Below are 23,275 nucleotides of genomic sequence, written 5' to 3'. Positions count from 1 at the left end.
TGGGCGTGGTGTCTTCGGTCATGCGCTCTCCTGTGAACGGGGCATTTTCCGCCATCCCGCGATGCCCCTGCCCGCGGCGCCTACACTTCCAGCCTTATGCAAGCCGCCTCCACCCTGACCCTCGCCTTCGCCGCCGCGTTGCTGGCCACGCTCGGCACCAAGTTCTGGCTGGCCAGCCGGCAGATCCGGCATGTGGCCCGGCACCGCGGCGCCGTGCCGGCTGCCTTTGCCGGCAAGGTGTCGCTCGAAGCCCACCAGCGCGCGGCCGACTACACGATCGCAAAACTCCGCTTCGGCCTGCTCACCACGGCCTTCGGCGCCGCCGTGCTGCTCGGCTGGACGCTGCTCGGCGGGCTGGATGCGCTCAATGTCGCCGTGCGCGACGCGGTGCAACCCGCCTGGGGCAACATGGCCTACCAGCTCGCCCTGCTGGCGGCCTTCAGCGTCATTGGCGGCCTGCTCGATCTGCCGTTCGAGCTGTGGAGCACCTTTCGCATCGAGCAGCGCTTCGGCTTCAACCGCATGACGTGGAAGCTCTACCTGGCCGATCTGGCCAAGAGCCTGCTCGTCGGCACCTTGCTGGGCCTGCCGATCGCTGCGCTCATCCTGTGGCTGATGGGCGCGGCCGGCGCGAGCTGGTGGCTCTGGGCCTGGGCGGCGTGGGTGAGCTTCAGCCTGCTGATGCTGGTGATCGTGCCCACCGTCATCGCGCCACTGTTCAACAAGTTCGAGCCGCTGGCGGACGAGTCGTTGCGCGCACGCGTGCAGGCCCTGATGGCGCGCTGCGGGTTCAAGGCCAAAGGGCTGTTCGTGATGGACGGCTCCAAGCGCTCAGCGCATGCCAACGCCTACTTCACCGGCTTCGGCGCCGCCAAGCGGGTGGTCTTCTTCGACACGCTGCTGTCGCGACTCTCGGCCGACGAGGTGGACGCCGTGCTGGCCCACGAGCTGGGGCATTTCCGGCACAAGCACCTGCTGAAGATGATCGTCCTGCTGTTCGCCTTCAGCGCGATCGGCTTCTGGCTGCTGGGGCTGCTGTCGCGCCAGCCCTGGTTCTACACGGGGCTGGGCGTGGCCCCCAACCTGGAAGGGCCGAACGACGCGCTGGCGCTGGTGCTGTTCCTGCTCGTGGTGCCGCTGTTCACCTTCTTCATCTCGCCGCTGATGGCGCAGCTGTCGCGCCGCAACGAATTCCAAGCCGACGCCTTCGCCGTGGCGCAGACCGGCTCGCGCGACCTGCGCAACGCCCTGCTCAAGCTGTACGAGGACAACGCCTCGACGCTCACGCCCGATCCCCTGTACGTCAGGTTCTACTACTCGCACCCGCCGGCCTCGGAACGGCTGGCGAGGATGGCCGCCGCCGGAGGTGCACCATGAGCTCCATGCTGAAGACGAAGGACTGGGCGGGCGTCACGCGCCGTGCACTCACGCCGACCGAGATCGTGACCCGCCTGGCCGCCCTGCCCGGCTGGCAGCTCACCGGCGACGGCCCCGATGTCGCGATCGAGAAGACCTTCACCTTCGCCAACTGGTACGAGACGATCTCGTTCGTGAACGCCGTGGCCTTCGTCGCCAACACGCAGGACCACCACCCGGACCTGTCGGTGCACTACAGCCGCTGCGTGGTGCGCTTCAACACCCACGACGTCAAGGGCCTGTCGACCTCGGACTTCGAGTGCGCCGCCCTGGTGGACGGGCTGCTGGCCTGATGGACGGCGCCCTTGGCTGAGCGCGAGGGCCTGTCGCCCGGCCTGGTGGTGGCCGGCTTCGGCCGCCACGTGCTGGTGGAGTCCCCCGACGGCAGCCGGCGCATCTGCCATCCGCGCGGCAAGAAGACCCAGGCCGTGGTCGGCGACCGGGTGCAGTGGCTGCCCGCGCACGACGAAGGCAGCATCGAGCAGGTCGAGCCGCGCCGCAACCTGTTCTACCGGCAGGACGAGATCCGCACCAAGTCCTTTGCCGCCAACCTCGACCAGGTGCTGGTGCTGATCGCCGCCGAGCCGGAGTTCTCCGAGCAGCAACTGGCCCGCGCGCTGATCGCGGCCGAGGCCGAGCGCATCACGCCGCTGGTGGCCCTGAACAAGAGCGACCTGGTCGAGCCCTTCGAGCGCGCCTGGAACCGGCTGCTGCCCTACCAGCAGATGGGCTACGGGGTGCTGCCGCTGTCGCTGCGGCTGTCAGGCGAGGTGGACCGGCAGCACCTGATGGCGCACCTGCAGGGCAAGACCACGCTGGTGCTCGGGCCCTCGGGTGCCGGCAAGAGCACGCTGATCAACCTGCTGGTGCCGGGCGCCGCCGCGCAGACCGGCGAGATCTCGCGCGCGCTGAGTTCGGGTCGGCACACCACCACCAGCACCACCTGGTACTGGGTGGACGCGGAGCGCAGCACGGCGCTGATCGACTCGCCCGGCTTCCAGGAATTCGGCCTGCACCACATCGAGCCAGCCCAACTGGCCGGGCTGATGCGCGACCTCAAGCCGCACATCGGCCACTGCCGCTTCTACAACTGCACCCACCGGCACGAGCCGGGCTGCGCCGTGATTTCAGCGGTCGCGCACGCGGAGGCGGAGCATCCGGTGACGGCGAACCGGTACCGGATCTATTGCGATCTCTTTGACGAGCTGAGTGCGCCGCAGCGGTACTGAGGCCTGGCCCGGAGGGCAGCGCCGCCGCCCTCCTCTTCGCCATCACCCGAGCAAGTTCGCCAGCGTCAGGAGCGCCAGCAGCACCATCCACAGCACCACCGAGCGCCAGACCAGGCCGACGACGCTGCGCAGGTGGGCCGGTTCGGCCTCGCGGCCGGGCGTGCTTTCGCCGCCGGGGGTGTCCGGAGCACCGGAGGCCGCCACGCTGAAGGCCTGCGAGCTGTTCGGCGCGAAGGCCGAGCGCAGGGCCTCGCCGCCCAGGCGCACGTTCACCGCGCCGGAGGTGGCGGCCAGCACCACGCCGTCGTTGTCGTCGGGGAAGCGCTGCGCGTGGTGGCGCCAGCAGTCGATCGCCTCCTCGAAGCTGCCGACCACGGCAAAGGCCAGCGCCGTCATGCGCGCGGGCAGCCAGTCGATGGACGACCAGGCGCGAGTGGCGGCGGATTGCAGCGCCTCGCTGGCGGGGTGGGTCTGCATGCGGCTGCGGTGGCGCCAGTAGCGGGTCACGAACTCGCTCATGCGGTAGAACACCGCGCCCGCCGGCCCCAGGCCGAAGGCCGCCAGCACCGAGAACCAGGCCAGCACGCCGAACACGTGGCGGTGCGCGGCCAGCACCGAGTACTCGATCACGTGGCGCACGATCTCGCGCCGCGGCAGTTCGGCTGCATCGACCTGCTGCCAGTGGGCGAGCAGGTCGCGCGCACGCTCCTCATCGCCGGCGTCGAGCGCGTCGCGGATCGCGGTGAAGTGGTGGCTGAACTGACGGAAGCCCAGCGTCACGTACAGCACCGCCACGCTCCAGACCATGGCGGCCGGCCAGCCTACCCCCACCATCAGCGCCCAGTGGATGCCCAGCGCGCCCAGCGAGGGCAGCACCACGGCCACCGCCCAGGTGATCCACCCGTGGTGGGTCTTGCCGGCGTCGAAGTTGCGGCTGGCCCAGCGCGCCCACCCCCGCAAGCCCGCGTGGATCGGGTTGTGCCGCGCCAGCGGCCGCACCTGTTCGAGCAGCAGGGCGAACAGGATGGCGAAGAAGGACATGGGCGGGGATGATACTGACCCGTCGGTCGAGCGGGAGCAAGCCCGACCAGGGTGCCGGGAGCCGTGGATGGCCGCCGCAGCGCGCCCGCGAATGCGGGGCGGGAACGACGGATCAGGCCGACAGGAAGCGGTAGAAGTTGCGCAGCATCGCCGCCGTGGCGCCCCAGATGAAGCGTTCCTCGGCGCCGTCCATGTAGGGCATGGAGAACCACTCGCGCTGCACGCCCATGAACTCGAAGACGTGGCGCCGGTGGTGCGAGGGATCCATCAGGAAGCGCAGCGGCACCTCGAAGGCATTGGCCACCTCGTGGGGGTTGAGCCGCAGCGGCGCATCGGGCTGCACCAGCCCCACGACCGGCGTGACGATGAAGCGGGTGCCGGTGGTGAAGGTCGGCATGCTGCCCAGCACCTCGACCCGGCCGGCGTCCAGCCCGATCTCCTCCTCGGCCTCGCGAAGCGCCGTGTGCGCCTCGTCGGCATCGGTGTCGTCGCGCTTGCCGCCGGGAAAGGCCACCTGGCCCGAGTGCGTCTTCAGGTGGGTGGCCCGCTCGGTCAGCAGCACCGTGGGCTCGTCGCGCATGACGATGGGCACCAGCACCGAGGCCAACGCCGGCTGGCGGTCGGTGAAGCGCCGCTCGGCCCAGATCTCCGGCTCCCAGGGCGGCGCGGTCCGGAAGCGCTGGCGGATCGCGCCCGGCACCAGCGCTTCGCGCGCCACCGCGGGCAGGTGGGCGTCGATGCCGGCCACCGGCACCTTGCGCGGGTCGAAGTCGGGCTGCTTCGACAGCGGCGGCAGGTCGGCCGGCAAGGGTGGGATCGGATCGATGGGCATGGTGGGTCGGGAACGAAAAACCGCCGCAACCCTGCACGGGCGGCGGCGGCTCCAGGCGGCGGATTGCCGTTTACTCGGTGGCGGCAGCCGCCTTGTCCTTGTTGGCGTAGACCAGCTTTTCCTTGATGCGGGCCGACTTGCCGCTGCGCTCGCGCAGGTAGTACAGCTTGGCGCGGCGCACGTCGCCGCGGCGCTTGACCTCGACGCCGGCGATCAGCGGGCTGTAGGTCTGGAAGGTGCGCTCCACGCCTTCGCCGCTGGAGATCTTGCGCACGGTGAAGGCGCTGTTCAGGCCGCGGTTGCGCTTGGCGATGACCACGCCTTCGTAGGCCTGCAGGCGCTTGCGGTTGCCTTCGACGACCTTGACGCTGACGATCACGGTGTCGCCGGGCGCGAAGTCGGGGATGTTCTTGCCCAGGCGGGCGATTTCCTCTTGCTCGAGGGTCTGGATCAGGTTCATGGTGGTTCCTTCGATCGTGCCCGCGCTGCGCAAAAGGCCCCGCGTCAACCGCCTTCGAAAGGCGGGCCCGGGGCGGCCGGGCAGAGGATCGGAAAGCCGATGATTATAGCCCGTCGGCGCCGGCCGGCCCCAGGGAGGCCAGGAAGGCCTCGTCCCGGGCGTCCAGCCGGCCGGCCGCGCGGGCCGCGGCCAGCAGGTCGGGGCGCAGGCGGGCCGTGGCCTCCAGCCGGCGCTGGCGCCGCCACTGCTCGATCTGCGCATGGTGGCCCGACAGCAGCTCGCCCGGCACGCGCCGCCCTTCCCAGTCTTCCGGCCGGGTGTAGTGGGGGCAGTCCAGCAGGCCGTCGATGGCGGGGTTGAAGCTGTCGGCCTCGTGGCTGCCGGCCTCGTTCAGCACGCCCGGCTGCAGGCGCGCCACCGCATCCAGCAGCGCCATGGCGGCGATCTCGCCGCCCGAGAGCACGAAGTCGCCCAGGCTCAGCTGCACGTCGACGTAGGCGTCGATGAAGCGCTGGTCGATGCCCTCGTATCGGCCGCACAGCAGGATCGCGCCCTCGCCCGCCGACCACTGCGCGACCTGGCCGTGGTCGAGCCGGCGCCCGGTCGGCGAGAACAGCACCAGCGGCGCGGCATCGCCGCGGTCGGTGCGCACCGCGGCCAGGCAGCGCGCCAGCGGCGCCGCCATCATCACCATGCCGGGGCCGCCGCCGAACGGGCGATCGTCCACGCGCCGGTAGTTGCCTTCGGCGAAGTCGCGCGGATTCCACAGCCGCACGTCGACCTGCTTCGATTCGAAGGCGCGCCGGGTGACGCCGCTGTCGAGGAAGGGGCCGAACAGCTCGGGGAACAGCGTGAGGACGTCGAAGCGCATGGCCTGCGCCTCAGTAGTCGGGCTGCCAGTCGACGGTGATGCGCCGGCCGGCGATGTCCACCTGGTCCACGTAGGCCGACACGAAGGGGATCATGCGTTCGGCCGGCTTGTCGCCGTCCTGGTAGCCGATCACCAGCACCGTCTGCGGCCCGGTGGACAGCAGGTCGCGCACGGTGCCCAGCTCGACCCCCTCGCGGTTGACGACGGCCAGCCCGATCAGGTCGACCCAGTAGTACTCGTCGTCGGCGGGCGTCGGGAAGCTGGATCGCGGAACGAAGATGCGGGCGCCCTTGAGCGCCTCGGCGGCGTCGCGGTCGTCGACCTCGAGCGCCTTGGCGACCACGCTGTCGGAATGCTCCTTGGCCTCTCGCACGCGCAGCAGCACCGTGCCGGCGAATGCCGGCTTGACCGCCTTCTCGGGCGGCTGCAGGTACCAGCGGCGGGAAGAAAAAAGCGCTTCCGGGGAAGCGCTGTGGGGCTGGACCTTGAACCAGCCCTTGATGCCCCAGGCGTCGTGGATGCGCCCGACTTCGACCGCATCGGCCGGCAGCTCGGCCGGCTCCAGCCCGGGGGCCATGGGAGGCGTCAGGCCGCGGCGGGAGCGGCGGCCGGCGTGGCCTTGGCGCCCTGCTTGATCAGGCGCTCGACGGTGGGCGAAGCCTGGGCACCGACGCTGCGCCAGTAGGTCAGGCGGTCCTGGGCGATGCGCAGGGTTTCCTCGCCGCCCTTGGCGGTCGGGTTGTAGAAGCCCAGGCGCTCGATGAAGCTGCCGTCGCGGCGCACGCGCTTGTCGGCGACCACGATGTTGAAGAACGGACGGCCCTTGGAACCGCCGCGGGAGAGTCGGATGACGACCATGATTTATCCTTCGGGTGGAAAGCCGGCGCCCCCTTGCAGGGACCTGAAAGCCGGCTTCGACGAAATCCCCCAGCGTTGAGACACGCGACATGGCCACCCGGCCAGCGACACGCTGGAAAGCCCGCGATTATAGACTGCCCGCCCCGAATGCCCCTGATACGCCCGGCCACCGCCGACGACCTGCCCGCGATCGCCGCGATCTATGCCCACCACGTGCGGTTCGGCACCGGCACCTTCGAGACCACCCCGCCCACGAACGATGAGATGGCCGCCCGGCATGCCGACGTGCGGGCCAAGGGGCTGCCCTGGCTGGTGGCCGAGCAGGACGGCCAGGTGCGCGGCTACGCCTACTGCCAGTGGTTCAAGCCCCGTCCCGCCTACCGCTTCTCGGCCGAGGACTCCATCTACCTGCACCCGGATGCCGCCGGCCAGGGACTGGGCCGGCAGCTCCTGGCCGCCCTGGCCGACCAGGCCGAAGCGGCCGGCGTGCGCAAGCTCATCGCCGTGATCGGCGATTCGGCCAACGCGGCCTCGATCGGCGTGCACCGCGCGCTCGGGTTCACGCCGGTCGGCACCATCGCCGCCTGCGGCTGGAAGTTCGACCGCTGGCTGGACATCGTGCTGATGGAAAAGGTGCTGGGCGCCGGCAGCAGCACCCCGCCGGAGGCGGCATGAAGAGCAAGACCCTCGCGGCGTGGCTGGCCTTCGTGGGCGGCCCGGTCGGCCTGCACCGCTTCTACCTGCACGGCCTGGGCGACTGGCTGGCCTGGCTGCTGCCCCTGCCCACGCTGGCCGGCGCCTACGGCGTGCTGCGGATGTGGTCGCTGGGCCAGAACGACGGGCTCAGCTGGGTGCTGATCCCGATCGGCGGCATCACCTTCGCCGCCTGCTGCCTGACGGCCATCGTCTACGGGCTGATGACGCCGGAGCGCTGGAACGAGCGCTTCAACCCGCAGGCCGATCCGCAGGCCCCGGCTGGCCAGACGCGCTGGGCCACCATCTGGGCCATCGTCGCCTCCCTGATGATCGGCACCGGCGTGCTGATGGCCAGCATCGCGATCGGCTTCCAGGGGTACTTCCAGTACCAGGTGGAAGAGGGCCGGAAGATTTCGCAGTAGTTCCGACCGCAGGTCGAACCGTTCGCGCGGATGACTAGAAGACCTGGAGACTGATCCAGTACCCCACCGCCGCCATGAACGCGCTGGCGGGGATGGTGAAGATCCACGCCCACACGATGTTCCCCGCCACGCCCCAGCGCACCGCGCTGGCGCGCTGGGTGGCGCCGACGCCGACGATGGCGCCCGTGATGGTGTGGGTGGTGGACACGGGGATGCCCAGCGCGGTGGCCAGGAACAGCGTCATGGCGCCGCCGGTCTCGGCGCAGAAGCCGCCCACCGGCTTGAGCTTGGTGATCTTCTGGCCCATGGTCTTTACGATGCGCCAGCCGCCGAACATGGTGCCCAGGCCGATCGCCAGGTAGCAGCTGACGATGACCCACAGCGGCGGCGAGTCGGCACCCTTGGACACGTAGCCGGTGGCGATCAGCAGCAGCCAGATGATGCCGATGGTCTTCTGCGCGTCGTTGCCGCCGTGCCCCAGGCTGTAGGCACCGGCCGAGACCAGCTGCAGGCGCCGGAACCAGCGGTCGATGCGCGAGGGGCGCACGCGCCGGAAGGCGTGCGCCACCAGCACCATCATCAGCGAGCCGAACAGGAAGCCCAGCAGCGGCGAGACGAAGATGAACAGCACCGTCTTGCCGATGCCGCCGGCGATCAGCGAGCCGGCCCCGGTCTTGGCGATGACCGCGCCCACGATGCCGCCGATCAACGCGTGCGAGCTGCTGCTGGGGATGCCGTAGTACCAGGTGATGATGTTCCAGAGGATGGCGCCCAGCAGCGCGCCGAAGACGACGTGGGTGTCCACCACGCCGGGCTCGACGATGCCCTTGCCCACCGTGGCGGCCACGCTCAGGTGGAACACGCCGATCGCGACGACGTTGAAGAAGGCCGCGAACAGCACCGCCTGGGTGGGGCGCAGCACGCCGGTGGACACGACGGTGGCGATGGAGTTCGCCGCGTCGTGGAAGCCGTTCATGAAGTCGAACGCCAGCGCCAGCGCGACCAGCATGATCACCACCCAGAGGGCGGCCTGCATCGGTTCCATGCGAAGTGCCCCGCGGTCAGGAGTTCTCGAGGACGATGCCCTCGATCACGTTGGCCACGTCCTCGCACTTGTCGGTGATGGTCTCCAGCAGCTCGTAGATGGCCTTGAGCTTGAGCACCTCGCGCACGTCCGGCTCGTCGCGGAACAGCTTGGTCATCGCCGCGCGCATCACGCGGTCGGCGTCGGACTCGAGCCGGTCGATCTCCTCGCAGGTCTTGAGGGCGGCCTCGGCGGTGGACGCGTCGGCCAGGCCGCCGATCATGGAAACCGCCTCGCGCAGGCGTTCGACGCACTTGACCGCCAGGTCGGCCAGCCGCGCGATCTCCTCGTTCACGCGCCGCAGGTCGTACAGCGACATGGTCTCGGCCGTGTCCTGGAACAGGTCGGCCACGTCGTCCATGGTGTTGATCAGCCGGTGGATCTGGTCGCGGTCGATCGGCGTGATGAAGGTCTTGTGGATGAGACGGTTGACCTCGTGGGTGACGCGGTCGGCCGAGCGCTCCGCGTTGTCGACCTCGAGCGTGTAGCGCTCGCGCAGGTTCAGGTCGTCGTAGTTGGCCACCAGGTGCGAGAAAGCATGCGCCGCCTCGACGACGCGTCCCGCGTGCTGGTTGAACATCTCGTAGAAGTTGCCCTCGCGGGGCAGGAGCTTGCCGAACAGCATCGGTGTTGGCCTTCGAGCATTTCTTGTTGACAGGCGAGTGTAACGTCGCCCCTCTGCAGGGACTTCTTCGCTCAGCCGCTGCGGAACATGAAGTAGACCGCGCCGACCATGCACAGGGCGGCCCACAGGTAGTCGAGCTTGAGCGGTTCGCGCAGGTACAGCGCCGCGAACGGCACGAACACCGACAGCGTGATCACTTCCTGCAGGATCTTCAGCTGCGCCACCGAGAAGCCGGCGTTGCGGTAGCCGATGCGGTTGGCCGGCACCTGCAGCAGGTACTCGGCCAGCGCGATGCCCCAGCTGACCAGCGCCGCCACGTACCAGGGACTGGTCGCCAGGTTGCGCAGGTGCCCGTACCAGGCCATCGTCATGAAGACGTTGGAGGCGACGAGCAGCACAATCGCCTGCGTCGAAAACGGAAGGACGGCCAGCGCGTTCATGACGGAATTATCCCGCGGCACCGATGGGCTTACTGGGCGCATCGTGCACGCCGATGCCCACCTGGTCGTGGCCGACAAGCCCGCCGGCCTGCTGTGCGTGCCGGGGCGCGGCGAGGGCAAGCAGGACTGCCTGTCGGCCCGCGTGCAGGCCCGCTGGCCCGACGCCCTGATCGTGCACCGGCTGGACATGGCGACCTCCGGCCTGTGCGTGTTCGCGCGCGGGGCCGACGTGCAGCGCCGACTCGGCATGGCCTTCGCGGATCGCGCGGTGGACAAGCGCTACGAGGCGGTGGTCGCGGGCGAGCCGGCCGGTGAAGCCGGCCGGATCAACCTGCCGCTGCTCGTCGACTGGCCCAACCGGCCGCGGCAGAAGGTCGACCCCCAAGCCGGCAAGCCCAGCCTCACGCTCTGGCGCAAGCTGGGCCGCGGCCCACAGCCGGGCACGACGCGGCTGCAGCTGGAGCCGGTCACCGGCCGCTCGCACCAGCTGCGCGTGCACCTGGCCGCGATCGGCCATCCCATCCTGGGCGATGCGCTGTACGCGCCCGAAGCCGTGCAGGCGGCGTCGCCGCGGCTGCTGCTGCATGCCTGCGCGCTGCGGCTGAGGCATCCGGCCAGCGGCGATACGGTCGAGTGGAACAGCCCCGTGCCTTTCTGAACGGGCTCGCCTGCGCTAGGCTGCAGGCATGAACACCCTCACCCGCCGCACCCTCACCGCCGCGCTGGTGTTCGCGCCCGCCCTGCTGCGCGCGCAGGCCCCGCGACGGCTGCGCCCCACCCCTTCGCAGACCGAAGGCCCCTTCTATCCGGTGCGGCTGCCCGCCGACAGCGACAACGACCTGCTGCGCAGCGGCTCGCAGCAGTACGCCAAGGGCCAGCCCGCATCGCTCGAAGGCACGGTGACCGACGTGGACGGGCGCCCGCTCGCGGGCGCGACGGTGGAGATCTGGCAGTGCGACGAAGCCGGCCACTACCACCATCCCGGCGACGGCGGCCGCGCCGACCCGGCGTTCCAGGGCTTCGGCCGCGTGACCACGGGCGCCGACGGCCGCTACCGCTTCCGCACCATCCGCCCCGCGCCCTACAGCGGGCGCACCCCGCACATCCACGTGAAGGTCAAGGACGGCGGGCACGAGCTGCTGACCACGCAGCTCTATGTGGAAGGCGACCCGCACAACGAGCGCGACTTCCTGTGGCGCCGGCTGGACGACGCGGGCCGGCGTGCGCTGACCGTGCCCTTCCGCGCCGGCGGCGACGGGCTGCAGGCGCACTTCGCTATCGTGGTCGAGGCCTGAGACACCGACGCGCATGCTGGCTTAGCATCGCGCGCATGACCGCATCGACCCACCTTTCCATCCTCACCGGCGCCTCGCGCGGCATGGGCCTTGCCATGGCCGAGCAGCTGCTCGACGCCGGCCACGACCTGCTGTGCCTTTCGCGCAAGACCAACGACGCGCTGGCGCAGCGCGCCGAGCGCGCCGGGCGCCGCCTCGAGCAGTGGCCGCAGGACCTGGGGCGCGCCGAGGCGGCGGCCGCGCGGCTGGAGACCTGGCTCACCGAACGTGGGCCGCAGGGCTTGGCGAGCGTCACCCTGATCAACAACGCCGGCGTGCTGCCCCGGATCGCCCCGCTGGGCGAGATTCCCGCAGCCGACCTGGCGCAGGCCCTGCGGGTGGACCTGGAAGCCCCCATGCTGCTGGCCGGCGCCTTCCTGCGCGCCACCGCGGACTGGACCTGCGAGCGCAGACTGCTGAACATCTCCTCCGGGCTGGGCCGGCGCGCCATGGCCTCGCAGGCACCCTACTGCGCGGCCAAGGCCGGCATGGACCTGTTCACGAGCTGCGTGGCGCTGGAGGAAGCGGGCCGGCCGAATGGCGCCAGGGTGTGCTCGCTGGCGCCCGGCGTGATCGACACCGACATGCAGGTGCAACTGCGCGGCGCGGATCCCAAGCGCTTCCCCGACATCGGCAACTTCCAGGGCCTGAAGGACAAGGGCGTGCTCAGTTCCCCGGCCGACGCCGCGGCGCGCGTGCTGGCCTACCTGGACCGGGCGGACTTCGGCAGCAAGCCGGTGGCGGACGTGCGCGACTGAGCGCGTCCCAGGCCTTTCGCGCTAATCAATTCATTAGGCGTCGGGCGTTCGATCGCCCTGGAAGCCCCCGGCCCGGCAGGTCAGCACCAGCGTGTCGCGGTGCCCGCCTTCGCCGGTCGGCTGGATCGGCGTGGTCTCGTGGATCACCCGCTCGTCGTCCAGCAGCAGCAGGCTCCAGGGCTCGACCAGGGTGAAGCGCTGGCCGGCAGGGCCGTCGGCCTCGAACACCCGCGTCTCGCCGCCCTTGATGCCCTGGCGCCGGACCAGGAACACCGCCACCAGGTCCACGCCGTCGCGGTGCGCGCCCTCCGGCGTGGGGCGGCCGATACCGTCGGTGGTGTCGATGCGGAACTGGTGCGCCTCGATGTACCAGGGCCGCGGCCCCTTGAGCGCCGACGCGGCGCCGCCCACGGCGCGCAGCAGCCCCTCCCAGGCGGGCGTGGCCACCACCTGCGGCTCGACCGGATCGAACCAGCGCTGCATGCCGCCGTGCAGGGCGTTGTATTCCACCGGCTGCCAGTGGGCCCGGTGCGGCGCCTGGGTGAGCACGCCGCCTTCCAGCACGAAGCAGGAGTGCCGCCGGCGCCGGTAGCGGCCGCCATCCTTCAGGTAGCCGTCAGGCGGCAGGTCGTTCCAGGATGCGTCGAGCGCCCGCAGGTCCGCCAGTTCGCAGCCCGCCAGCTCGCATACGGCCTGCGGGCCGAGCACCGCGTAGCCGCGCTCGCGCAGCAAGGGGCCGGCATCGGCGGCGGAAGTCGTGGGAGGCGCGAGCAGCATCCCGGCAGCTTAGCGGCGGCACGACGCCATGGCGCCGTCGTGGAAATGACCTGAGTCAAGGAATCGGGGCCCATGCGGGCCTAGCCTGTCACGCTCAAGGAGGATTGCCGCAAATGCCGTTACTGCCCTGGTCCGAGGAACTGGTTCTCGGGGTGGAAGTGATCGACCGGACGCACCGCGAGTTCGTCGACCTGCTCGCGCGCTGCGAGGCGAGCACCGACGCCGAACTGCCCGCCGCCTGGAGCGAACTGGTCGCCCACACGGCCGACCATTTCGGCCGCGAGGACGACTGGATGGAAGCCACCGGCTTCGCCGCCGTCAACTGCCACAGCGGCCAGCACCGCATGGTGCTGCAGGTGCTGCAGGACGGTGTTCGTATGGCCGCCGAAGGCAAGCTGGAGCCGGTGCGCCAGATGGTGCGCGAACTGGCGATCTGGTTCCCCCAGCACTCCGCCACCATGGACGCCGCCCTCGCCCAGCACCTGATGAAGGTCGGCTACGACGACACCACCGGCGAGGTGACGCGGCCCGAGGCGCTGCCGAAGCAGCCGATCACGCATTGCGGGACCAGCGTTTGTAGTTGAGGGCGAACTGAAGTGGGGTGCGGGTCCGTTTGAAGGCGAGGCCCGCGACCCCATCAGCCTTTGATCCAGGGCGCACCCGTGTCATGCGGGTTTTGACCATGGCGCCTGCTTGTCCCGGCTCATAGCATCGCCTTGCCCAATGGGGAGGCGGAGAAAAGACATGATGCCGGGTGCACGCTCACTGCGGGTTTCGAGGTACCAGGAACGAAGACCTGTTATCCCGCAGATGGACGCAAATTTCCTTTCCACTCAAGGTCTTGCCGAATCCGTTCGGGCGGTTTTATGCCGCACGTGCGGGGTTTCGGGTCTGAGGGTGAGATCTACATTACGTTAGCCTTCCTACCATGCCCGATACGGAACTCAAGCTCAAGTTTTGGCGCGGTGACCAGATCGGCGCTGAGCGTCTCTCCGCGACCATTTTGCACATTGAGGGCTTTTCGGCAGTCGATCCTCAGTGCCCGCTCGGAGGCCCGGACGGTCTAAAGGACGTTCTCTGTGAGAAGAACAACTGGAAGTATGTCGCGGCAGCTTACTTCCCCACGGGAGAAAAACTCTTCCGGGAGACAAAGGCCAAGTTCGTACACGACTTGAAAGGCGTCCAGGACAACTCTGTAGACGGCATCGTGTTCTTGACGAATCAGTCGCTGACCCCGGGAGAGCGGGACCTGCTCGGCGAGGAGGCGAACGCACTGGGTCACAAGTCGATCATTTATCACCTGGAGCGCATACGCGCTTTACTCGATAGTCCGTCTGGCTACGGGGCTCGCCTGGAGTACCTTGACATCGACATGTCCCGGGAGGAGCAGCTTAGCTTCTTCTCGCAATGGAACCGCTCGTTCGCGGACATGCTTCAGGCGCAAAGCCTTCTGATCATTCGCGAGATTGGAAAGCGACTCGATTCTCTGGGAGATGTTGCCGAGGGACTTGGGTCAAAGCTCCACAAGGTGAGCCAGACACAATCGCTCCTCGTGAACCTTGCAGCGCCGAGCGACAAGACCGGAAGCGTTCCGGTGGTCTCGGGCTTTTCCTTGGAGGATCTCTCGGTCAGCGGCATCTGTATGTTGCACCGCGCGCTGTTGTTTGATGCGCCACCTGGAACCCAAGTGGGATTGCTGCGCACAAGAAAAGTATGGCTCGGGGGGCCGGGTACCACAGCGGCTACGGCAACGTTCGTGCCCCCCGATCCTGAACAAGTACCGGCCCTCCTGGAAGACCTGCTTTCCACCTGGCGTAACTCACTCAAGACCGTTGCAGCGGGCACCATAAACGAGAAGATCGCTGCGATGACACGGTTTCATCACAGGTTTGTGAGCATCCACCCGTTTCTAGACGGCAACGGACGGATAGCGAGGTTTCTGCTCGCACACCAGGCACGAGAACTCCTCCATCAGACCCGACGTGTCGTAATCGAGGATCGACTTCCCTATTTTGATGCACTTGCTGCCGCGGATAAGGGTGACTACGCTCCCCTTGAGGCCGAGATTACTCAGGCAATTATGGGTGTGGAGTTCATGCCAGGCTCACCATGCCAGATGTCGGGTCAGCGATGTCCGGCTTGTGGTGAAGGAGTCATGGATGTCAGTCCAGGTGAACACGCCGTGATGTGCAATGTTTGCGGGCTTGAGATTCCGGCACCGCCACATGATCCAGGCTAACAGGTCGTTCGACGCGGACACGCACCGGCATTGCGCCGCAAGCCGTGGGCGGGAGCATACGTCTTGCGGCGCAATGCCGGTGCGTGCCGGTCAACTCCGACGTTAGAACTCACCGCCCATGACAGCACTCACAAAGGCGCCAAAGCTATCGGGAACGCTGTGCGGCATCGCGGGCGAGTATTTTGTTGCCGCCGAACTCTCGCGCCGCGGATACATTGCGTCTATTACGTTGAGGAATACACGCGGCGTAGACATTCTTGCCTCAAATGCTGATGCAACGCGTAGTGTCGGAATTCAGGTCAAATCTTCCCAAGGCTCAAGTAAGTCTTGGATGCTCACGAGCAAGGTTGAAGCTGATGCTGCTACGAATCTGTTCTTCGTGTTCGTTCGCCTAAACGGCCTCTCGCAGCCTGAATACTATGTCGTCCCACGCGAGGACGTTTCACGCTTCGCGGCCGAGAACCATAAACAGTGGCTAGCGACACCAGGGAAAAAGGGGCAGGCGCACCGGGATACACCGATTCGGCAGTTCAAAGATGTCGAAGACAAATTTCGAGGGCGATGGGACCTACTTGGGCTTGATTAGAGTGAGTTCTAACAGGTCGTTCGACACGGACACGCACCGGCAGGCCGCCGCGAGGAGCCCACGTAATCGTGCACCTCGCGGCGGCCTTCCGGTGCGCGCCGGTCAACTCCAACGTTAGCCAGCAGGGAGAGATCGCGTGCGCCCGAACGTTGTCCTCGTTGACTTTGAGAGCGTGCAACCCGCCTCACTCGGGCTCCTCACGCCCGAGCATTTTCGGGTGATGGTGTTCGTCGGTGCTACGCAGACCAAGCTCTCGTTTGAATTGGTTGCCGCCGTTCAGCAGTTGGGCAACCGTGCGGAGTACATCAAGATCTCGGGCATCGGCCGGAATGCGCTCGACTTTCATATCGCCTACTACATTGGACGCATAGCCACGGAACAACCTGACGTGTTCTTCCACATCATCTCGAAGGACACGGGCTTCGATCCTCTCATCCAGCATCTGAAGGAGAAGAACATCTTCTGTGGTCGCTGGGAGTCTGTCGAGGAAATCCCGGCGGTGAAGGCGAGCCAGGTCAAGTCTCCCGAGGAACGAGCCATCTTGTTCATGTCGAGGCTCCTGCAGCCAAAGGCGACGAAGCCTCGAACCGAGAAGACGCTGCGGAGCGCAATTTCCGCGCACTTTCACAGGCAGCTCTCAGAGGAGGAGATCAGTGCGATCGTGGATGCACTTCGAAGGCCGGGGCACATTTCCATAGCGGACGGGAAGGTGCTTTATGCGTCTGCCGGCTAACTGATCGTTCGGCACAGACACGCATCGGCATCGCGCCGGTCAACTCCGACATTGGATCGCATGAGCACCGCCGAGACGCCGCAAGTCGGAGACGTGGAGATTGTTTCGCTTTCGTCAGACACTCTTGCCTGACAGAGAGTTGGCAAGAGCGGCGAGGAACAGGAACTTCCCCAATGAGCCCATCACCGACCCGACTCGAAACGGCACGCGCGACGATCCACGCGTGGCAGTGCGATCACATGGGCCACGCGAATCTTCGCGCGTATGGCGAGATCTTCGAGCAAGCCCTCTGGCACGTATTTACCGCCATCGGCCTGACACCGACCGCGCTGAGAACGGGGCCAGTCCATATGGCGGGCGTGCAGCAGAACATCTCCTACAAGAAGGAGCTCTATCCGGGTGATTGCGTAGCCGTCCGGTCCACCCTGATCGACATCCAGGCCAAGCGGCTGACGATGCGGCACGAACTTGTCAACGTAGAGACGCAGGAGGTCTGTGCGACCTGCGAGCTCACGGCCGTGTGCATCGCGCGTGACACCCGGCGACCCGTCGAATTCCCGCCGCACGTCGCTGCCGCCGGACGGCAGTTGCTGGCGGGCGGCTCCGTCCCAGCCTGACCCTGTCCGCTGAAACCGCCGCCCGCCCGCCCAGCACCCGATGAGGGCATGACCGTTGGCAAGAATGCCAGACGGCGTTCTTTTCGCTCCAAAGGTTTGGGGATGCAACCACGGCCTTGTTGATGCACGCTGGTTTCCATTTGTCGGGAAGGAAGCCAGCATGTCCCACGAGATCAGGAGCGTTGGCAAGAGTGAACCTGCCTCGGGTCGCACCACGAGAGAATTTGCCTACGGAGCATGCGCAGTCTTGGTGGGCATCGATGCCGTCCATGTACTTCTCGGGTCGTTGCTTGGCGCCGTTGGCCTTTCGCTCCCCCACATTTGGTTTGTAGACTTGCTCCTCGGCTTCGGCTCACTGATCCCCAACCTGGTTGCCTTCGCCGTTCCCTACTTTGTCCACGTGGCCGCCGGTTACCTGATGCTCGCGCTCGTTCTACGCAGGGCTTGGCTGTTCTTCGCGAGGCGTAAGCGCACGCCCGCTTCATTTACCGGATTGCCCAAGGCCCTGGGGTACATCGCACTGGGTTCATTTGGTCTTGGCCTCGGAGGACTCGTCTTGGCCCTGATCCTGGGTGTTCCTTTTGGCGCCCCTGCGGGATTGCTGATGATCCCTGCCACGTTCGGCGCGCCGTGGGCATTCCTGCTGACCGAAGTGCAAACCTTTGGACGGAGCAAGGCGGGCAGTCTCGCCTGATGCCGATCCAAGTCCGGCGGACCCTACTTCAGGACGCAAAATGACGGTCACACCACAATGGCTTCGCTCGAGCACAAGATCCCCCCGCCCGTGATCGGCGCCCTGGCCGCCGGCGCGATGTGGGGCGCGGCTGGGCTCGGGCCAGCGTTCACGTTGCCCTCGGCAGCCCGGATGGTCGCCGTCGCATTGCTGGTGGTCGCCGGCCTCTCGTTCGACCTCCTGGGCCTGGTGGCCTTCCGCTCCTCGCGCACCACCGTCAACCCGCTCGCGCCGCAGCGCGCCTCGGCGCTGGTTACCAGCGGCGTCTACCGCATCACGCGCAATCCGATGTACCTGGGCATGGCCCTGCTCCTGCTCGCGTGGGCGCTCTACCTGTCGTCGTGGCTGGCGTTGCTCGGGCCGATCGCGTTCGTGCTCTACATCACCCGCTTCCAGATCCTGCCGGAAGAGCGTGCGCTGCGCGCGATCTTCGGCGACGAGTTCACGCGCTATGCGGCGCAGGTGAGGCGATGGCTGTGATCCAACTCCGCCTGCTCACCGCCGGCCTGGCCCCGCTCGCCCTGGCCGCCTGCGCTGCGACGGCACCGTCCGGCCCTGCCGAGCAGGTCCTTCGCGTGCCATTCGGTTGCGCGGGCGGCGAGCGCATCGAGGTGGTGTTCGACAACGGCCGGCAGGTGGCCACGCTGGTGCGCGGCGGACGCAGCATCGAACTCCCGCAGCAGCGCTCCGGCTCCGGGTTCATCTACGGCGACGGCTCGGACACGATCCGCGGCAAGGGCAAGGACCTCACGGTCGAACTCGCCGGCCAGCCACCGGTGCACTGCAAGGCGCAGTGACGCCGCGCCGGCAGCGGGTCGTCAGTTGCCCGCGCGGTTGCCGCGCAGGAATGCGAGCACCTTCGCCTCGTCGTAGTCGTTCCCCGCTTCCAGCTCGCCCGAAGGCTGGGATGCGACCAGGTTGCCGGTTGCATCCAGGACGTAGAAGTGCGGATAGCCCCTGGCCTTGGGCCACTGCGAGAGCAGGCGCTCGTTGCGGTTCTGGGGCGAGTAGTTCACCTTGACCAGCACGTAGTGCGACTGCAGTTCGCTGCGCACCGGCGCACGGGCGGCGATGAAGCGATCGAAGACGTGGCACCAGGTGCACCACTCGCCGCCCACGTCCACCAGCACGCGCTTGCCCTCGGCCTTCGCCATCGCCAGGGCCTGCTGCACGTCGGCCACCGCGTCGCGCCGTGCATCGAACTTCGAGGGCAACCCATCGGCACTCCAGGCCGGGGCCAGTGACAGCGCGAACAGTGCCGCCAGCAGCAAGCTCAGCAGTCTCTTGGGCATGCGGTCATTGTAGGAACGCGATGGCGCCATGGGCCCTTCGGCATCGATTCGGCGATGATGTTTGTCAACGAAGGGCTGCGCGAGGGAACGATGCAGCCGACTTCTGCACGGATACTTGCATCCACGTTTCCATCGCCGAGCATGCACGCCCTGCGCCACGCCCGCCCATTCGGCCGCTTCCTGGCCGCCTGGCTGCTGTTGTGGTTCGTGTCCATGCCGGTTGCGATGCAGAGCGCGTCGGCCCAGGTGGCCACCGGTCCGCTGCATGGCAACCCGACAGCGTGCACCGCCCATGCAGGTCACGCATCGCCGGACTGTGCGAGCGACGCCGGGCACCGGCACGCGAGCGAAGCCGACGACGAAGCGGCGTTGTCGCACTGTCCACTGTGCCTGCACGCCGCCGCACCGCCGCCATCGCAGCCCGTGCTCCGCCAGGCGCACGTCGCCCCGATCGAACGCGCCGGCGCGAACCTCGATGCGCCGCCGTGCCTGCGCACGGGCGCGCCGCTGCCGGCGCGGGGGCCGCCGGCGCTCTCCTGACCGCCGTTCGACGCCGCGGTTCCGCGGCCGACGTTCCATCCATTCCAGGAGATTCACCGTGCAACAGATCCACGGGGCAGTGCCACGCATGGCCGGCCCCTTCCCGCCCCTCGTTCCCGCGCTGCGCGTGCTGGCCGCCGCCGGCCTGCTTGCGGCGTGCGCCCTTCCCGCGCAGGCCAGCTGCGGTTCGGCCTTCTGCTCCATCAACACCGACTGGGGTGCCGGCACCACGGGCCTGACAGAGGGCAGCACCCTCGACGTGCGCTACGAGCACATCCGGCAGGACCAGCCGCGGTCCGGCTCGCGCAAGGTCGCGGTCGGCGAGATTCCGCAGCACCATGACGAGGTCCGCACGGTCAACCGAAACCTCGTCGCCACCTACAGCCACACCTTCGCCTCGGGCTGGGGCGTTTCGGCCACCCTGCCTCTTGTCGACCGCGACCACCTGCACGTCCACAACCATCGCGGGGCGCAGATTCCGGAGCGCTGGGAGTTCCGCGAGCTGGGCGACGTCCGCCTGACGGGGCGCTACCAGTGGTACCTGCCAAGTTCCGACGAGGCGCCGCGGATGGCCGGACTGTTCGCAGGCCTGAAGCTGCCGACCGGCAAGACCGACGTGTCCAGTGCCGGCGCGGTGGCCGAGCGCAGCCTGCAACCGGGCAGCGGCACCACCGACCTGCTGCTGGGCGCCATCTACCACCAGCAGCTCACCGGCAGCGGCGCCGCCTGGTTCGCGCAGGCGCAACTGCAGCAGCCGCTGAATTCCCATGATGATTTCCGGCCGGGCGCGCAGCTGGCGCTGGACCTCGGGTACGCGCATCCGCTCACCGACCGGCTGTCCGGCCTCGTGCAGCTCAATGCGGTGGCCAAGCGGCGTGATCGCGGCGCCCAGGCGGAACCCACCCTCAGCGGCAGCCGCTCGCTGTTCCTGAGTCCGGGCCTGAGCTACAAGGTGGGCGAGAGCCTGCGCGTCTATGCCTACTACCAGCACCCGCTCCACCAGCACGTGCGTGGCGTGCAGCTCACGGCCGACAACGCGGTGGTGCTGGGGGTGTCCACGCGCTTCTGAGCCCGCGCGGCGGGCGCGCGTTCAGGGCTCGACCTTCACGCCCTTCCAGAACGCCACCCGCCCGCGCACCATCTCGGCATCGGGCTTGGGGTCGGGGTAGTACCAGACGGCGTCCGGGTTCAATTCGCCGTTGACCAGCAGCGAGTAGTAGCTGGCCTGGCCTTTCCACGCGCAGGTGGTCTTGTGGTTCGAGAACGTCACGTACTGACGGTCCAGTGCACTTTCGGGGAAGTAGTGGTTGCCTTCCACCACCACGGTGTCGTCGCTGCGGGCGATCACCGCCCCGTTCCAGGTTGCCTTCAATCCATGCTCCTTTCGTGATCCGGCGCGCGCAGCCAGTGAACGCTGAACAGCGCCCGCTCGTCGGTCCACACCGCCGCGGGCCGGAAGCCGGCCTGCTCGGCGAGCGACTGCAGCCCCTGCACGGTGTACTTGTGCGAATTCTCGGTGTGCAGCGACAGGCCTTCGGGGATGTCGAACGTCTCGCCACCCAGCCGCACCCGCTGCCGCCGGCGGCTGACCAGGTGCATCTCGATGCGCTGCCGGCCGGCGTTGTAGAAGGCACTGTGCCAGAAGCTCTCGAGGTCGAAGTCCGCGCCGAGCTCGCGGTTGGCGCGCGCCAGCAGGTTCAGGTTGAAGGCGGCGGTGACGCCCTGCGCGTCGTTGTAGGCGGCGTGCAGCACGGCCGGGTCCTTGACCAGGTCGGCCCCCAGCAGCAGCCCGCCGCCGCGCAGCAGGCGCGCCGCATCCTGCAGGAAGCGCAGCGCCTCCTCCGGCGTGAAGTTGCCGATGGTGGAGCCGGGAAAGAAGCCGACGCGGCGTGCGCCCGGCAGCGCCGGCGGCAGCCGTATCGGGCCGAGGTAGTCACCCGCCAGCGGCACCACCACCAGGCCGGGGTGGGCGCGCACCAGGTCGGCGGCAGCCAGCTGCAGGTGCTGCGCCGAGATGTCGATCGGCAGGTAGCGGCGCGGCTGCAGTTGCGGCAGGAGCAGCCGCACCTTGCTGCACGAGCCGGCGCCGAACTCCACCAGGTCGCAGCCGGGGCCGACCTGCGTGGCGATGTCCGCGGCATGCCGCAGCAGGATCGCGCACTCGGTGCGGGTCGGGTAGTACTCGGGCAGCTCGCAGATGCGATCGAACAGGCGCGAGCCCTCGGCGTCGTAGAAGTACTTGGGCGAGATGGCGTGCGGCGGCTCCAGGAGTGCCTGCCGCAGGTCCGCCAGGAACGCCGACTCCGACTCGCCCGGCAGGTCCAGCGGCGGCACCGCGAGCCGTGGCGACCTCATGCGTCCGCGCTCCGGGCCAGCCGCAGGCCGGAGAACTGCCAGCGCGCGGCCGGCGGGAAGAAGTTGCGATAGGTGCGGCGCGCATGGCCTTCGGGCGTGAAGGCGCTGCCGCCGCGCAGCACGAGCTGGCCGACCATGAACTTGCCGTTGTATTCGCCCACCGCCCCCGGCAGCGGGCGGAAGCCCGGGTACGGGTCGTAGGACGAACGGGTCCACTGCCACACGTGGCCCGTCATCTGCGAGATGCCGGGTGCATCAAACATCGCTTCCCACTCGAACTCGGTCGGCAATCGCGCGCCGGCCCACTCGGCATAGGCGGCCGCTTCGTAGAAGCTCAGCTGGCTCACCGGCGCCGTACGGTCCAGCCGCTGCAGGCCGGCCGGACCGAACACCTGCCAGCCGTCGGCGAGTGCGCGCGGATCGCCCGGTGCCAGCCAGTACGGCGGCGCCTGCCAGCCCTGCGCCTGCACCGTCGCCCAGCCATCGGACAGCCACAGCGCGGCGCGCGCATAGCCGCCGTCCTCCATGAAGTCCAGGTACTCGCCGCAGGTCACCAGCCGATCGGCCAGCTCGAAGGGCTGCAGCAGCACGGCGTGCCTCGGCGCCTCGTTGTCGAAGGCAAAGCCGTCACCGGCATGCCCCACCCCGGCGAGGCCGCCCGGATGCCGCAGCCAACGCAGCGGCGCCGGCGTCGACGCCAGGCGCAGCGCGGGTTGCGCGGCGCCCGGCATCCAGGCCGGCAGCAAAGGATTGCAGGACAGCGCATGCAGGATGTCGGTGGCGATCAGCTCCTGGTGCTGCTGCTCGTGCTGCAGGCCCAGTTCGACCAGCGCGGCGGCCTCGCGCCAGGTGTCGGCAGGCGCCGTCGCGATGAACGCCGCCATCGCCTCATCCACGTGCGCGCGGTAGGCGTGTACCTGCGGCAGCCCTGGGCGGGTCAGCAGGCCGCGCTGCGGGCGCGGATGGCGCGGACCCAGCGATTCGTAATACGAGTTGAAGAGCCGCGCGAACGCCGGGTCGAACACCGGGTAGCCGGCCGCATGCGGCTGCAACACCAGCGTCTCGAAGAACCAGCTGGCGTGCGCCAGGTGCCACTTGGTCGGACTGGCATCGGGCATGGACTGGATGCACTGGTCCTCGGGCGACAGCGGCGCCGCCAACGCCAGGCTGTGCGCACGGACCTGCTCGTAGCGGGCCGCGACGGCGGCGCGTTCACGGGTCGCGGAGCCCTCGCTGCGCGAAGGCGCGGTAGAGATGCCGGGCATTCGGGTTTCCCTCCGGGCGGGGCTCGCGCCCCGACGGGGCATTACAGCACGCTGAAACGGATCGGATCGCAA

General features: G+C 68.4%; 32 protein-coding genes. 18 read left to right on the top strand and 14 right to left on the bottom strand.

Annotated features, from left to right (window positions below):
• Positions 1 to 96: 96 nt before the first annotated feature.
• Genes VEC03_RS03505 through rsgA form a run of 3 tightly spaced genes read left to right on the top strand, consistent with a single transcriptional unit; the run spans position 97 to position 2,645 of the window.
• Positions 97 to 1,377, top strand: coding sequence for a M48 family metallopeptidase (locus VEC03_RS03505; RefSeq protein WP_324912753.1), 1,281 nt, complete (start codon positions 97 to 99; stop codon positions 1,375 to 1,377).
• Positions 1,374 to 1,709, top strand: coding sequence for a 4a-hydroxytetrahydrobiopterin dehydratase (locus VEC03_RS03500; RefSeq protein ID WP_324912752.1), 336 nt, complete (start codon positions 1,374 to 1,376; stop codon positions 1,707 to 1,709). The genes VEC03_RS03505 and VEC03_RS03500 overlap by 4 nt, the downstream gene beginning before the upstream one ends.
• 12 nt (positions 1,710 to 1,721) lie before the next feature.
• The gene (gene rsgA, locus VEC03_RS03495; protein WP_324912751.1) at positions 1,722 to 2,645 is read left to right on the top strand and encodes a ribosome small subunit-dependent GTPase A; all 924 of its coding nucleotides are present in this window, start codon (positions 1,722 to 1,724) and stop codon (positions 2,643 to 2,645) included.
• 42 nt (positions 2,646 to 2,687) lie between these two features.
• On the opposite strand, the gene VEC03_RS03490 is transcribed toward rsgA, so the two are convergent.
• From VEC03_RS03490 to rpsP, 6 genes are all read right to left on the bottom strand, one after another.
• Positions 2,688 to 3,686: a CobD/CbiB family protein gene (locus VEC03_RS03490; protein WP_324912750.1), complete on the bottom strand. Its 999-nt coding sequence runs from the start codon at positions 3,684 to 3,686 to the stop codon at positions 2,688 to 2,690.
• 112 nt (positions 3,687 to 3,798) lie between these two features.
• Entirely contained in the window at positions 3,799 to 4,518 is a 720-nt protein-coding gene (locus VEC03_RS03485; protein ID WP_324912749.1) for a CoA pyrophosphatase, read from the bottom strand.
• A gap of 70 nt (positions 4,519 to 4,588) precedes the next feature.
• The gene (gene rplS, locus VEC03_RS03480; protein ID WP_324912748.1) at positions 4,589 to 4,978 is read right to left on the bottom strand and encodes a 50S ribosomal protein L19; all 390 of its coding nucleotides are present in this window, start codon (positions 4,976 to 4,978) and stop codon (positions 4,589 to 4,591) included.
• A gap of 103 nt (positions 4,979 to 5,081) precedes the next feature.
• The gene (gene trmD, locus VEC03_RS03475) at positions 5,082 to 5,849 is read right to left on the bottom strand and encodes a tRNA (guanosine(37)-N1)-methyltransferase TrmD (RefSeq protein WP_324912747.1); all 768 of its coding nucleotides are present in this window, start codon (positions 5,847 to 5,849) and stop codon (positions 5,082 to 5,084) included.
• 10 nt (positions 5,850 to 5,859) lie between these two features.
• On the bottom strand, positions 5,860 to 6,426 hold the full coding sequence (gene rimM / locus VEC03_RS03470) for a ribosome maturation factor RimM (RefSeq protein WP_324912746.1): 567 nt from the start codon (positions 6,424 to 6,426) through the stop codon (positions 5,860 to 5,862).
• 8 nt (positions 6,427 to 6,434) lie between these two features.
• The gene (gene rpsP / locus VEC03_RS03465) at positions 6,435 to 6,707 is read right to left on the bottom strand and encodes a 30S ribosomal protein S16 (protein ID WP_324912745.1); all 273 of its coding nucleotides are present in this window, start codon (positions 6,705 to 6,707) and stop codon (positions 6,435 to 6,437) included.
• Positions 6,708 to 6,854: 147 nt separating this feature from the next.
• On the opposite strand from rpsP, the gene VEC03_RS03460 reads away from it, so the two are divergent.
• Together VEC03_RS03460 and VEC03_RS03455 are read left to right on the top strand one after the other, a co-directional pair.
• The gene (locus tag VEC03_RS03460; RefSeq protein ID WP_324912744.1) at positions 6,855 to 7,382 is read left to right on the top strand and encodes a GNAT family N-acetyltransferase; all 528 of its coding nucleotides are present in this window, start codon (positions 6,855 to 6,857) and stop codon (positions 7,380 to 7,382) included.
• Positions 7,379 to 7,825 carry a hypothetical protein gene (locus VEC03_RS03455; RefSeq protein ID WP_324912743.1) on the top strand — a complete coding sequence of 149 codons (447 nt, stop codon included), beginning with the start codon at positions 7,379 to 7,381 and terminating at the stop codon, positions 7,823 to 7,825. Before VEC03_RS03460 ends, VEC03_RS03455 begins: the two co-directional genes overlap by 4 nt.
• Positions 7,826 to 7,859: 34 nt before the next feature.
• Here the strand turns inward: VEC03_RS03455 and VEC03_RS03450 are convergent, their stop codons facing one another.
• From VEC03_RS03450 to VEC03_RS03440, 3 genes are all read right to left on the bottom strand, one after another.
• Positions 7,860 to 8,870: an inorganic phosphate transporter gene (locus tag VEC03_RS03450; RefSeq protein WP_324912742.1), complete on the bottom strand. Its 1,011-nt coding sequence runs from the start codon at positions 8,868 to 8,870 to the stop codon at positions 7,860 to 7,862.
• 16 nt (positions 8,871 to 8,886) lie between these two features.
• Complete coding sequence (locus VEC03_RS03445; protein ID WP_324912741.1) at positions 8,887 to 9,534, bottom strand: DUF47 domain-containing protein; 648 nt, start codon at positions 9,532 to 9,534, stop codon at positions 8,887 to 8,889.
• A gap of 71 nt (positions 9,535 to 9,605) precedes the next feature.
• Complete coding sequence (locus VEC03_RS03440) at positions 9,606 to 9,974, bottom strand: DMT family protein (protein WP_324912740.1); 369 nt, start codon at positions 9,972 to 9,974, stop codon at positions 9,606 to 9,608.
• Here VEC03_RS03440 and VEC03_RS03435 point away from each other — a divergent pair.
• Genes VEC03_RS03435 through VEC03_RS03425 form a run of 3 tightly spaced genes read left to right on the top strand, consistent with a single transcriptional unit; the run spans position 9,973 to position 12,066 of the window.
• Positions 9,973 to 10,632 (top strand): RluA family pseudouridine synthase, encoded by a 660-nt coding sequence (locus VEC03_RS03435; RefSeq protein ID WP_324912739.1) that lies wholly within the window; start codon positions 9,973 to 9,975, stop codon positions 10,630 to 10,632. The two genes, VEC03_RS03440 and VEC03_RS03435, sit on opposite strands and share 2 nt — an antisense overlap.
• A 28-nt stretch (positions 10,633 to 10,660) precedes the next feature.
• Positions 10,661 to 11,269: a protocatechuate 3,4-dioxygenase gene (locus VEC03_RS03430; protein WP_324912738.1), complete on the top strand. Its 609-nt coding sequence runs from the start codon at positions 10,661 to 10,663 to the stop codon at positions 11,267 to 11,269.
• A 35-nt stretch (positions 11,270 to 11,304) separates the two neighbouring features.
• A complete protein-coding gene (locus VEC03_RS03425; RefSeq protein ID WP_324912737.1) occupies positions 11,305 to 12,066 on the top strand; it encodes an SDR family NAD(P)-dependent oxidoreductase in 762 nt (253 codons plus the stop codon).
• A gap of 33 nt (positions 12,067 to 12,099) precedes the next feature.
• On the opposite strand, the gene VEC03_RS03420 is transcribed toward VEC03_RS03425, so the two are convergent.
• Complete coding sequence (locus tag VEC03_RS03420; RefSeq protein WP_324912736.1) at positions 12,100 to 12,843, bottom strand: 2OG-Fe dioxygenase family protein; 744 nt, start codon at positions 12,841 to 12,843, stop codon at positions 12,100 to 12,102.
• Positions 12,844 to 12,956: 113 nt separating this feature from the next.
• Between VEC03_RS03420 and VEC03_RS03415 the strand changes: the two genes are divergently transcribed.
• The 8 genes from VEC03_RS03415 (at position 12,957) to VEC03_RS03380 (ending at position 18,548) form a co-directional block, all read left to right on the top strand.
• Positions 12,957 to 13,427 (top strand): hemerythrin domain-containing protein, encoded by a 471-nt coding sequence (locus VEC03_RS03415; protein WP_324912735.1) that lies wholly within the window; start codon positions 12,957 to 12,959, stop codon positions 13,425 to 13,427.
• Positions 13,428 to 13,771: 344 nt separating this feature from the next.
• On the top strand, positions 13,772 to 15,082 hold the full coding sequence (locus VEC03_RS03410; protein WP_324912734.1) for a Fic family protein: 1,311 nt from the start codon (positions 13,772 to 13,774) through the stop codon (positions 15,080 to 15,082).
• 118 nt (positions 15,083 to 15,200) lie between these two features.
• The gene (locus VEC03_RS03405) at positions 15,201 to 15,668 is read left to right on the top strand and encodes a hypothetical protein (protein WP_324912733.1); all 468 of its coding nucleotides are present in this window, start codon (positions 15,201 to 15,203) and stop codon (positions 15,666 to 15,668) included.
• Between the two features lie 136 nt (positions 15,669 to 15,804).
• Positions 15,805 to 16,401, top strand: coding sequence for a PIN domain-containing protein (locus tag VEC03_RS03400; protein ID WP_324912732.1), 597 nt, complete (start codon positions 15,805 to 15,807; stop codon positions 16,399 to 16,401).
• Between the two features lie 173 nt (positions 16,402 to 16,574).
• Complete coding sequence (locus VEC03_RS03395; protein WP_324912731.1) at positions 16,575 to 17,018, top strand: thioesterase family protein; 444 nt, start codon at positions 16,575 to 16,577, stop codon at positions 17,016 to 17,018.
• Between the two features lie 160 nt (positions 17,019 to 17,178).
• Positions 17,179 to 17,712 carry a hypothetical protein gene (locus VEC03_RS03390; protein WP_324912730.1) on the top strand — a complete coding sequence of 178 codons (534 nt, stop codon included), beginning with the start codon at positions 17,179 to 17,181 and terminating at the stop codon, positions 17,710 to 17,712.
• Positions 17,713 to 17,769: 57 nt separating this feature from the next.
• Positions 17,770 to 18,231: an isoprenylcysteine carboxylmethyltransferase family protein gene (locus VEC03_RS03385; protein ID WP_324912729.1), complete on the top strand. Its 462-nt coding sequence runs from the start codon at positions 17,770 to 17,772 to the stop codon at positions 18,229 to 18,231.
• Positions 18,222 to 18,548 (top strand): MliC family protein, encoded by a 327-nt coding sequence (locus VEC03_RS03380; protein ID WP_324912728.1) that lies wholly within the window; start codon positions 18,222 to 18,224, stop codon positions 18,546 to 18,548. The genes VEC03_RS03385 and VEC03_RS03380 overlap by 10 nt, the downstream gene beginning before the upstream one ends.
• Before the next feature lie 21 nt (positions 18,549 to 18,569).
• Here VEC03_RS03380 and VEC03_RS03375 read toward each other — a convergent pair whose 3' ends face one another.
• The gene (locus tag VEC03_RS03375; protein ID WP_324912727.1) at positions 18,570 to 19,043 is read right to left on the bottom strand and encodes a thioredoxin family protein; all 474 of its coding nucleotides are present in this window, start codon (positions 19,041 to 19,043) and stop codon (positions 18,570 to 18,572) included.
• 141 nt (positions 19,044 to 19,184) lie between these two features.
• Here VEC03_RS03375 and VEC03_RS03370 point away from each other — a divergent pair, with 141 nt between their 5' ends.
• Together VEC03_RS03370 and VEC03_RS03365 are read left to right on the top strand one after the other, a co-directional pair.
• A complete protein-coding gene (locus VEC03_RS03370) occupies positions 19,185 to 19,583 on the top strand; it encodes a DUF2946 family protein (RefSeq protein WP_324912726.1) in 399 nt (132 codons plus the stop codon).
• Positions 19,584 to 19,641: 58 nt separating this feature from the next.
• Complete coding sequence (locus tag VEC03_RS03365) at positions 19,642 to 20,652, top strand: transporter (protein ID WP_324912725.1); 1,011 nt, start codon at positions 19,642 to 19,644, stop codon at positions 20,650 to 20,652.
• A gap of 21 nt (positions 20,653 to 20,673) precedes the next feature.
• Here the strand turns inward: VEC03_RS03365 and VEC03_RS03360 are convergent, their stop codons facing one another.
• The 3 genes from VEC03_RS03360 to egtB are packed head-to-tail and all read right to left on the bottom strand — an operon-like array spanning position 20,674 to position 23,203.
• Positions 20,674 to 20,955, bottom strand: coding sequence for a DUF427 domain-containing protein (locus VEC03_RS03360; RefSeq protein WP_324912724.1), 282 nt, complete (start codon positions 20,953 to 20,955; stop codon positions 20,674 to 20,676).
• Complete coding sequence (gene egtD, locus VEC03_RS03355; RefSeq protein ID WP_324912723.1) at positions 20,952 to 21,938, bottom strand: L-histidine N(alpha)-methyltransferase; 987 nt, start codon at positions 21,936 to 21,938, stop codon at positions 20,952 to 20,954. Before egtD ends, VEC03_RS03360 begins: the two co-directional genes overlap by 4 nt.
• Complete coding sequence (egtB, locus tag VEC03_RS03350; RefSeq protein WP_324912722.1) at positions 21,935 to 23,203, bottom strand: ergothioneine biosynthesis protein EgtB; 1,269 nt, start codon at positions 23,201 to 23,203, stop codon at positions 21,935 to 21,937. The genes egtD and egtB overlap by 4 nt, the downstream gene beginning before the upstream one ends.
• Positions 23,204 to 23,275: the final 72 nt, after the last annotated feature.

It is taken from the genome of Ramlibacter sp., assembly GCF_035627355.1.
In the GTDB taxonomy this organism is placed as follows: Bacteria; Pseudomonadota; Gammaproteobacteria; order Burkholderiales; family Burkholderiaceae_C; genus Ramlibacter.
Note: the sequence above shows the minus strand (reverse complement) of the source record. Positions and strands in the feature narration are given on the sequence as shown.